Annotated in this window: 11 protein-coding genes and 1 tRNA gene; 4 read left to right on the top strand and 8 right to left on the bottom strand. The window is 67.6% G+C overall.

Annotation, left to right across the window (positions count from 1 at the left end; genetic code table 11):
- From Q0C81_RS13365 to Q0C81_RS13350, 4 genes are all read left to right on the top strand, one after another.
- Window positions 1-256, top strand: a 256-nt coding sequence (locus tag Q0C81_RS13365; RefSeq protein ID WP_291838734.1) for an HAD hydrolase-like protein, incomplete at its 5' end; no start/stop codon positions are given.
- A gap of 76 nt (window positions 257-332) precedes the next feature.
- A complete protein-coding gene (locus Q0C81_RS13360) occupies window positions 333-1,622 on the top strand; it encodes a dicarboxylate/amino acid:cation symporter (protein WP_291838731.1) in 1,290 nt (429 codons plus the stop codon).
- Window positions 1,623-1,694: 72 nt separating this feature from the next.
- Window positions 1,695-1,769, top strand: a tRNA-Val gene (locus tag Q0C81_RS13355).
- A gap of 269 nt (window positions 1,770-2,038) precedes the next feature.
- Window positions 2,039-2,263, top strand: a complete 225-nt coding sequence (locus tag Q0C81_RS13350) for a hypothetical protein (protein ID WP_291838728.1) — start codon at window positions 2,039-2,041, stop codon at window positions 2,261-2,263.
- An 84-nt stretch (window positions 2,264-2,347) separates the two neighbouring features.
- Here Q0C81_RS13350 and Q0C81_RS13345 read toward each other — a convergent pair whose 3' ends face one another.
- The 8 genes from Q0C81_RS13345 to Q0C81_RS13310 all read right to left on the bottom strand — a co-directional run.
- Window positions 2,348-2,983: a hypothetical protein gene (locus Q0C81_RS13345; RefSeq protein ID WP_291838725.1), complete on the bottom strand. Its 636-nt coding sequence runs from the start codon at window positions 2,981-2,983 to the stop codon at window positions 2,348-2,350.
- A complete protein-coding gene (locus Q0C81_RS13340; protein WP_291838722.1) occupies window positions 2,980-3,870 on the bottom strand; it encodes a DNA-processing protein DprA in 891 nt (296 codons plus the stop codon). Before Q0C81_RS13340 ends, Q0C81_RS13345 begins: the two co-directional genes overlap by 4 nt.
- A 318-nt stretch (window positions 3,871-4,188) precedes the next feature.
- Window positions 4,189-5,766, bottom strand: coding sequence for a Fic family protein (locus Q0C81_RS13335; RefSeq protein WP_291838719.1), 1,578 nt, complete (start codon window positions 5,764-5,766; stop codon window positions 4,189-4,191).
- Between the two features lie 231 nt (window positions 5,767-5,997).
- On the bottom strand, window positions 5,998-6,417 hold the full coding sequence (locus Q0C81_RS13330) for an AlpA family transcriptional regulator (protein ID WP_291838715.1): 420 nt from the start codon (window positions 6,415-6,417) through the stop codon (window positions 5,998-6,000).
- Window positions 6,414-6,614, bottom strand: a complete 201-nt coding sequence (locus Q0C81_RS13325; RefSeq protein WP_291838711.1) for a hypothetical protein — start codon at window positions 6,612-6,614, stop codon at window positions 6,414-6,416. Before Q0C81_RS13325 ends, Q0C81_RS13330 begins: the two co-directional genes overlap by 4 nt.
- A complete protein-coding gene (locus tag Q0C81_RS13320; protein WP_291838708.1) occupies window positions 6,607-6,894 on the bottom strand; it encodes a hypothetical protein in 288 nt (95 codons plus the stop codon). The genes Q0C81_RS13325 and Q0C81_RS13320 overlap by 8 nt, the downstream gene beginning before the upstream one ends.
- Window positions 6,891-7,493: a lytic transglycosylase domain-containing protein gene (locus Q0C81_RS13315; protein WP_291838705.1), complete on the bottom strand. Its 603-nt coding sequence runs from the start codon at window positions 7,491-7,493 to the stop codon at window positions 6,891-6,893. Before Q0C81_RS13315 ends, Q0C81_RS13320 begins: the two co-directional genes overlap by 4 nt.
- On the bottom strand, window positions 7,487-7,745 hold a 259-nt coding region (locus tag Q0C81_RS13310; RefSeq protein WP_367118020.1), incomplete at its 5' end, for a S26 family signal peptidase. The genes Q0C81_RS13310 and Q0C81_RS13315, both read right to left, overlap by 7 nt.

Below are 7,745 nucleotides of genomic sequence, written 5' to 3'. Positions count from 1 at the left end.
ACCGGACAAGGTCAGCGCGCGCAAGCCCTCGGGCGCCCATCTGATCGAGGCGGTGCGGATGGCCGGCGGCGATCCGGCGCGGGCGATCATGGTCGGGGACGCCCCGCCGGACGTCGGCGCGGCGAAGAACGCCGGCCTGCCCTGCATCGTCGTCACCTACGGCTACACCCCCATAGCGCCCGCCGAACTGGGCGGAGACGTGCTGATCGACGCCTTCGCGCAGCTGGAAACGGCCATTGACCGGCTGATCGGCTAAAAACCGCGCCTCGGGCGGTTGCGGTTTGCTGCACCTGCTAACATCTGCAAGGGCTGGCCACTCGAGAGACCCGTCCATGATCCGTCGCTTCTTCGCGATCCCGCTGTGGATTCGGACATTCGCCGGCTTCGGCCTCGGCATCCTCGCCGGCCTGATCCTGCGGGATAAGGCGGAGGTCTGGCTGCAGCCGATCGGCGACGTCTATCTGAACCTGATCCGGATGGTGGTGGCGCCGCTGGTGCTGTTCACCATCGCCAGTTCGATCGCCAAGCTGGGCGAAGGCGCCGGGGCGGTGCGGCTGGGCGTGCGGACCCTGGTCTGGTTCGCCATCACCTCCCTGCTGGCCGTACTGGTCGGTTTCGCCTTCGGCCACCTGATCAATCCGGGCATGGGGCTGAGCAACCTGCCGCTGGGCGAAGTGCGCGAGCGGGTGATCCCGACGCCCCTGGAGGTGCTGATCGGGATCGTCCCGACCAATCCCTTCGCCGCCCTGAGCGACGGCAAGGTGCTGCAGATCATCTTCTTCTCGGCCCTGGTCGGCGGAGCGCTGGTGGCGCTGGGCGACCGGGCCCAGACGGCGCGCCGGCTGGTCGATGAGGGCGCGGCGATCGTCTTCCGCATCACCCGCTGGGTCATCCAGTTGACCCCCTTCGGCGTGTTCGGCCTGATCGGCTCGGTCGTCGGCGGCTACGGCTGGGAGGCCCTGCTGCCGCTGGGCAAGTTCATCTTCGCCATCTACGCGGCCTGCCTGTTCCACATCCTGATCGTCTATTCGGGCCTGCTGAAGCTGCACGGGCTGAAGGTCCGCAGCTTCTTCCGCGGCGCCTTCGCGGCCCAGCAGACGGCCTTCGCCACCTCCTCGTCGCTGGGCACCCTTCCGATCACCCTGCGCCAGACGGTGGAGCGGCTGGGCGTGCCCCAGGCCTACGCCGCCTTCGCCGTGCCCCTGGGCGCCAGCGTCAAGATGGACGGCTGCGGCGCCATCTATCCGGCCATCGCCTCGATCTTCATCGCCCAGTATTTCAACATTGATCTGTCGCTGACCCAGTACGTCCTGATCGGCCTGACCGCCGTGCTGGGCTCGCTGGGCACCGCCGGCGTGCCCGGCACCTCGATCGTCATGCTGACCCTGACCCTGTCGACGGCGGGCCTGCCGCTGGAAGGCATCGGCTACATCGTGGCCATCGACCGGATCATCGACATGATGCGCACGGCGACCAATGTCACGGGCCAGATGCTGGTCCCCGTGCTGGTCGCCAAGGAGGAGAAGATCCTCAACGAGGACATCTACAACGGCCACGTGGCCTGGCTTCCGGGCGACCCGGAGGCTGAAACGCCGGACGCCGTGAAAGCATCGGGCATCTAGGCTTGCGCCATCGGGGAGGTCGGGCTATGTCCGCGCCCTCCCCGACAGGCACATGGCTGCGGGGCCCGAGATGGATGTGTAGCTCAGCGGGAGAGCACCTCGTTCACACCGAGGGGGTCACAGGTTCAATCCCTGTCGCATCCACCATTTTTCCTGAACAAAAACATACGTCTGACGGAGAGCCACCCTCCGCATACGGATGATTTTTTGGGCAAAATCGAGTTAGTGGGGCAGTAGTGGGGCAGTCGCCGCGCAAAACTACCGCTCGAAACGAGACAAAGCGCCCTGAAAAGCATTGATTGGAGCCGAGACCGGGGCTGATTCGACCCCGCTCGGCCGCGGCCTTTTGCAGGGCGTTTCATCCAAATCCGTCTCCCGGCCTCAATCCACCGCGACCCGTTATCGAAAGAGCTCCCATGGCGTTGATCCCGGACCATCCCAACGACGCCGGAACCTGGACCCGCCTGGAGGGTCGGGAGGGGTTCGCGCTGTGGCGTCGCGAGCGTCTGACGTTGGCGCCGGTCACGATGTACTATGTCATCGCGCCGCCCCGGCAGAGCGAGATCCTGTACGACGAAGCCAAGGCCCGCCTTCGCTTCAACGAGCTTGCGGGCGTTCTCGGCCAGGAGACAGCCTTTTAAGGAAGGCTTCGCAAACGCGTGATCCGCCGGCGGTTCCAAGCGGGGGCCTCCTGGCCGCTGGATCGGGCGGCCCCCTCCAGACCCTCAGCCCTGGGCGGCGGCAAATGGATTGGCGAAGACCCGGCGCGCGATGAAGATGCCCGTGATAGCCACGCCTGGAAATCTGCGCGACAGGATCGTGTGGGCCGCCCGAAAATGGGTGCCGGCCGTCAGGACGTCGTCCAGAATTCCGATCTGGCCGAAGGGCGCGACGGCAAGGGACTCGTCGATCTCGTAGGCTCCTAGGAGATCCTCGACCGTGTTTCGAACGCTCCCCGCTTCATGAGAAGGGGTCATGGACCGGGTTTGGCGGATGAGCCGGCGAACATCAGCCGCAGGCTGGATCGCCGCTGCCATGTCGAACATGCGGTCGTCGTAAGCCGGGTCGCCCACCATTTTCGAGGGCGGGACGGGGACGATGACGGACTGCCGGATCCAATCGTGGTTCAGCGCCTTTCCGAGCGCGCCGGCGCACTTCCCGATCGCTTCCCGCTTGTAGCCAAGCTCGGCCGCTGATGCCGTGGGCTTCTTCTTGAGATTGGAAATCAGGGAGTTCGCCTTGCTGTACGAATAGCCCTGCCCCGACGTGAACTCGAGGAGATACAGGCAGGCGTCCGCCGGCGTCAGGTGGTAGTGATCGCCGCGGTTGCTATCATCGATCTGCCTGAAGCGGATCGTCATGCAAGGGCGTTCCAGATGTCGTCCATCGAGCGAACGCGAATGGCGCCCAGGTCGGCGAACCTCCGGGGCCACGTCAGCTTCAGCGACGGGTCGAAACAGCTGTCGAGGATGAAGAGCTTGCGGCCCTGGTGAAGGGCGGCGCGTGCCTGAGTGAGGGTCCCGGACGTGTCGCTCGCCTCCACGATAACGGTTCCCTCGGTGAGGGCGCTCATCGTCACATTTCGCTCGGGGAAGAACAGGCGATTCTGCTGGGGCCCCTGCTTGCCGTAGCGCAACAGCGGCACCTGCGAGATCAGCAGATGATCCGTGGCGATCTGGTCCTGAAGGTCCCTGTTGGCTTTCGGGTAGTATTGTCCAAGCGGTGTTCCGATGACGGCGATAGTGCGGCCACCGCATCCCAGGGCGGCAGTGTGCGCCGCGCGGTCGATACCCTCTGCCAGCCCGGACACGACGGTGAACCCACGCTCAACCAGGCCTTTGGCGATCTGGGCTGCTCGTTGGGTGCCCTGCTCTGTGGCTTTCCGCGCCCCTACGACCGCGATGGAGCGGGTCTCGGTGAGCTCCCATGCCCCTTGGTAGTAGAGGACTTCGATCGGATGGCGCGCGTCGCGAAGCCGTTCGGGATAGTCGCCGGCATGGTTGATTCGGACGCCGAACCGATGGACGCCCGACTTCTTGAGCCGGGCGAACACCTCGTCCGCAGCCGCCTCGGCGGCGGAGCGGGACACGAAATCGGACGGAAGAGCCGACGGGTCCCGAGCGAAACGGTCTGCGAGCGTCTTGAAGGTCGCGCCCTGCTCCAGCCACAACGATTCGTACGCGCCCAGCTCGAGGCGCGGCGAAATCGGCGCCAGGGCCGCTCCATCTGCACGTAATGCCAGGTTCATTCTGAAGTCCGTTTGACAGAGATTGAATCAACTGTCCCGAAGGATCAACGCCTGAGGTCGGTGAGCGTCACATTATGCTGCGCCGGATCAGGGCGGGCACGTCTTAGGAACGCCCTCCAGGACCGAGGCGAGCGCTTTTCGGGCAGCGGACGTTGCGAAAGGTCAGTTCGAGACGTCCGGCGGCGCCAGCGCCAATCCGCTCTGGGCGGGTCGTAAGCGGACATTGGCCCGGCGGGCCGGTTCGTCGGGACTGCCGGCGTCCGCTAAAGGGCGAACTCCCAAGCGCGAGGCAGAACCCTGGTCGACACGGTTCACGGATCAGACCGGCATCGGCGCGCCCTGGTCGCGCCTGAGCGCCTGCCAATAGTCTGCAGGCGCCGGCGTGCCGTCATGCGTCTCGATGACCAGGGCCGGGTTCGGCATCGTCAGCCGGGCGTGACGCGGACTCTCGCAGAAGGCATAGGCGCGCGCCCACGTCGTGATGGCGGCGTCCGTCGTCTCCTCCGAGCAGGCGGCGCTCACGCGCTGGCAGAATTCGAGCGACCTCACCAGGATGGAGGGGTCGTTCCGCCGCGACAGGGCGCGCAAGGCGTCGAGGTAGTCTTCCCTGAACACCGTCGGGATCACGATGCGGGACAGGCCGCCGGCCATGAGCTCCTTCGTCATCATGATGCGGCTCAGGCGCCCGTTGCCGTCATTGAAGGGATGGACGTCCGAAAGCAGGAAATGGACGAACACGGCGCGCGAGAACGGGTCCTTCAGGGTCTCGAGTATCGAGACGCCCTCCCGCAAGGTTCCCTCGACGCGGTCAGGGGCGACGAAGGTCGTATCCCCGGCCTTGTTGGTTCGCGTCTTGAACTGACCCGGCCGGACCGACGGCCGGGCGTCCATCAGGATCCGGTGCCGCTCCTGGATTTCGGCGATGAACGCTTCCGCCCCCCGCGTCCCGGCGGCGCGCGGCCCCAGATCGACGAGCTGGAGGTAGGCGCCAAGGACGTCGTGCCCGTCTTCCGGCCGGGCATCGGGCATCTTGCCTTCGAAGACGATCTCGACGGCCTCGCTGACGGCGAACTCCGTGCCTTCGATGAAGTTGGAGAAATAGGCCTCTATGAACGCGCCACTCGTCTTGCGGCCCGGCGTCGCGTCGCGATTGGGGATCGACAGCGGAGCCCGGGCCTGAAGATGGTCCGCCAGGGTCACGAGGCGACTGACGCAGGCCGGGTCCAGAGGCGCGCCGGCAGCGCGGGCCCGTCCCTGGACCGTGCTGAGCTTGTCCTGGCGGGTGCGCAGCAGCGCGCCGATAAGACCATTCAGGGCCTCGAATTCCTTTTCCCGCTGGAGGACGGGCGCCAGAATCCGGGCCTGATCCCGGATATGGTTCAGGCCCTCTTCTCCGTGGGTCGAGCACAGACTTTCAAGAGCGGCTTCGACCCCGGCCTTGCCCACGGTGCGGGCCGGTCCGTTCCGGGCGCGCGACGGGCTGAGATTGTCGAGCAGCTTTCGGACCGGTCCCGCCAGCCAGGAGCCCAGATAGGGGATGTCGCCGTCCACCGGTCCGACACCCTGACGGATGTGGACCTCGAGGCCCGGGAGGGTGATCACATCGCGGGTCCGCGGCGCGCTGACGAAGACGTGGCCGACCCCGGTCGGCGCGCCGCTGGAGCGGTCCCTCCACGGCTGGCTTTCCATGCCCGTCCGGTCGGTGGCGACGCCGTCGGGAACGAGCCTGCCGAGGATGGTCGACCATTTTCGACGCACGACGGCGTCGACCGGCTCGGCGCCGGGTTCGACATAGACGCCGGTCGCGATGCGAACGAGCTTGCCGCTTTCATGATCGCGGCGGATCTTCCTGTCGGTCGCTTCGCTGCCCGAGGGCGTGAAGAGGATGTCAGCCATGACCGTCTCCCAAGACCGCGCGAAATACAGGAAATGTCCGTCATAGTCCCTTAAATCGCAACAATGTCCGCTAGCGTCACTTAACGTGGTTTCACTTAAGATGCTAGCCAAAGGCCAAATGTCCGTAAAAATCCCTTATCGCGCTGAAATGTCCGTCAGGCTCTCTTTGTGCGACCGCGATGAGCAAACTCCGCAGGGGCGGCCTCTAAGCCCGTCGCCAGGCCCTCCGCCCTAGAATCCGAAATCGATCTGGTCGGCGGAGGCCTGTCGTTTCCGTCGGGGCGGGGCGGCCGGCGTCACAGGGCTTGCAGTCTCCGGCACGACGTTCGCCGGGGCGGCAGTGGGCTTTTCGGGCTGACGACGCGGCGATCGCGCGGTCTGGATGAGCTTGGGCTCCCGGGGCCGGGCCAGCGGCCTCGGACAGGGCAGGCCCCGGGTCTTGCGGGTCGCCTTCCAGGCGGTCAGTTCGCTTTCCCACCAGCCGACCCTGTTGGGTGAGATGCGCACGGGTTCGGGAAAATCCCCGACCTGTTGCAGACGCCACGCGGTGGACCGGCTGAGGCCCGTGACGTCGCGGACCCGATCCCAGGGCAGCAACCGGTCTTCCGGCCCGCCCGTCTCGACCGGCCCGCCTTCAGGTTCGAACGTCACGACGCGCCTCCGAACATCCGGTCGGCCGCCGCCTCGAACACCTCGCAAAGCACTCGGGCGTCGGTCGCGGCGTCCACGCAGTCGCGCGCCGCCCATCGCCGGGCCACATCCTTGATCGCGAAGCTGGCGGCCGGGTCCGCCAGCAGACCGGCGACCGTCGGCGGCGGCGGCGGTCTTCTGATCCCATGGTCAGCCACGGCGGCGCCCTCTCGCCGCCGGCGGCGCGGCGGTGCGGATGTCGGTAATCTGCGACCGCGCCCACTCCCGCAGCAGGCCGCGCGGATAATGGGGCCTGGATCGCACGTGACGGCAGGGCGGACCGCCCCCGCCGGTCGACCACAGCCGCGCGAGGGTGGACGGCTTCAGCCGGATGCCGAACTGGGCCAAGAAGGCCGACGCCTCCGCCCGCGTCAGCAGGTCCTCGTCCCCGCACGTCGGGATCCCGGGTCCGGCCTCCGTCCCCGTTTCCCCGATCATCGCCCCGCTCCGCGCGGGCGACACTGGGTCGAACTGGTGATCCCCTGCCCCGCCGTCAGCGCCAGGTAACAGTCCACGACCGTCGCTACATAGGCCTGGGTCTCGGCTATATCCGGCACTCGCCCCAGCCGCGCGACGCGGGCCGGACCCGCATTGTAGGCCGCCAGCGCGAGCCGCAGATCACCGAACCGCCGGATCTGACGCGCCAGATAGTCCGCGCCGCCGCGCAGGTTCTCGACGGGATCGAAGCGGTCGCGGACCCCCAGCTCCACCGCGGTGCCCGGCATCAGCTGGGTCAATCCTCCCGCGCCCACCGGCGACAGGGCGTCGGGCCTGTAGGCGCTCTCGGTCACCACCAGGGCGTGGAGCAGCTTGGGATCCAGGCCGTGCCTCGCCGCGGCTGCGGCGACGGCCTCCTGGAAAGGCTGGCTGAGGGGCGCGATCCACGCCGCTGCACGGCTGTCCGGGACCTCCTCGGCGACCGCCTCGGCGGGCCGGCCGAACAGATCGCCGCCGGCGTCGCGCCAGTTCACGGCCTGGGCCGACGCCGGCCCCGCGACCGCGGCCGCCATCGCGGCCAGGCAGGCCAGTCTCACCATGTCAGAACCTCCCGGTAGACGCCGTCCACTTCTGATCGCGCGACCGGCCCGAAATAGCGGCTGTCGAAACTCCCGGCGGTGTCGCCCAGCAGGAAGAGCTCGCCGTCGGCCAGCCGCCGGCATCCCGCCCAGGCGGCCAGGGGCGCGCCCCGGCGATCGCGCGCCAGGGCGCGCACCCGACCGGCCGGCGTGCGGACCACGCCGTCGTCCGCGCAGACCTCGTCGCCGCCAACCGCGGCGACCCGCTTGATC

Source organism: Brevundimonas sp., assembly GCF_023259385.1.
Classification (GTDB): Bacteria; Pseudomonadota; Alphaproteobacteria; order Caulobacterales; family Caulobacteraceae; genus Brevundimonas.
Note: the sequence above shows the minus strand (reverse complement) of the source record. Positions and strands in the feature narration are given on the sequence as shown.